Genomic DNA, 1,672 nt, shown 5'->3' with positions numbered 1-1,672 from the left:
AACCCTGCACGACAACCCCACCGGCCTCCCCCCCGGCACCGACCCCCACCACCTCGCCCTCACCGCCGCCCACGACCACGCCAAAGACCTCGCCCGGGCCGCGGCCACGGCGGCCTCGGGCGCCGGTTCCATCCCGGCACGTCCACTGCGGCTGACCGCGGCGCAGGGCGCCCAGGCCCTGAAGGCACTGGAGCACTGGAACAGCACCGCCGCGGCGGGCCAGGTATCACCGATCCCGAAAAACATGCTCGCGATGGTCGAACGCCTCGCCAACCAGGTCCTGCTGCGAAAGAACGCCGCCGCCGCCGCTGCCGCCAGGGATTTCAACATCCCCCTGGAAGAGGACGCGGCCCCGTTCCGCAGGGCATGGAACATCCCCGGCAAGGACGGGCAGAGCGCCTGGGACCACATCAGGCGGGCCCTGCACGACCCGGACACCCCCGCCCTGCCCGATCTCACCGCCCGACAGACGAGAACCCGCCGGCCCGGCGCACCCGCGACCACCGCCACCCCACCCACAGACCCCGCCACGACCACGGGCACCACGGACAGCACCCCCACCAAGCCGACCCCGCGGCGCAGCAACCGGCTGGCGGGGAGGGGGACGGGGGCCGCGGAAGTGCCCTCCCGCTCCTCACAAGCGTCCACCGCCGGGCGGACTCCCGGCGCCGTAGGCACCACACCGCCCGCTGAGGGCCAGGTGGCGGGCGGCTCGGTCTTCCACACCACCGTCCCCCAGCGCGGCACCAGTCCCAGTATCGACACCCCTTCCTTCTCCGCCGGTCTGGCCCTGCCGGGCGGCGGTGTGCACCACACCGCCCCGGCCGAACCCACCCACGGACCCGCCATCCTTGCAGCCGACAGCGCCGAGACCACGGCCGACGACCACGCCGAGGCGGCGGGGGCGGCATCCGACCACCTTGACCACCTCTTCACACCCGGTCCCGAGGACCTGTCCGGGCACGAGGACCTGTCCGAGGACGAGGTGGGTGGGGGCAGCGCCGGCGTGGGTGCCTCCCTTCGGCCCGCCGGGGTGACCGGGGGTGTCTTCTGGGCCATTCCCCCCCAGGTCCCACGCGTCACCGCGACGACCGTCGCCGAACTCCTAGCCGCCGCACACCCCGACCCCGAACCCACCAGCACCCACCAAACCCCCCTCTCCCACACCACACCCCCTCCACACGACGACCGGACACCGTCACCAGCCCCCGCACCCATAACACCCGACCCCACCGACCTTCTCGACTCCTGGTTCCTGACCGCCCCCTGGCTCGCGACCACCCACGAACCCCCCACCACCGGCCCCGCCCCGCACAGCGACCACACCATCTCCGCCGAAGACCTCACGGCCATCGACGTCTTCCTCGCACCACCCGCCCCCTCCCCGGCAGACAGCACGACAGCGGCCACCGACACGACCGCCACCAAAAACGCCGGCACGACGAACACCGACGCGGTGGACACCGACATGGTCGACGCGGAGGCGGCGACGATCGTGGAACACACCCCGGAAAGCGGCACACCCGATCCGGCCATCCCCACCCCGACCATGGTCTCCACGACCGCCGCCGACGACGAGGGCCGTCTCCCGCCCCCGCCCCTCGCCGGCCCCTCCAGGATCGAAAGCGGACCCCTCCCCGGGTTCCCACACGCGCGAGAACCCGGCGACGGG

The 1,672-nt window shown here is 73.3% G+C and carries 1 protein-coding gene; it reads left to right on the top strand.

All coding sequences use genetic code 11. From position 1 onward, the window contains the following. Positions 1 to 1,672, top strand: a 1,672-nt coding sequence (locus AB0O11_RS38335; RefSeq protein WP_363396960.1) for a hypothetical protein, incomplete at both ends; no start/stop codon positions are given.

Origin of the sequence: Kitasatospora sp. NPDC093102, from assembly GCF_040683915.1 — a bacterium.
Classification (GTDB): domain Bacteria; phylum Actinomycetota; class Actinomycetes; order Streptomycetales; family Streptomycetaceae; genus Kitasatospora.
This window is presented reverse-complemented; position numbering and strand designations above follow the sequence as displayed.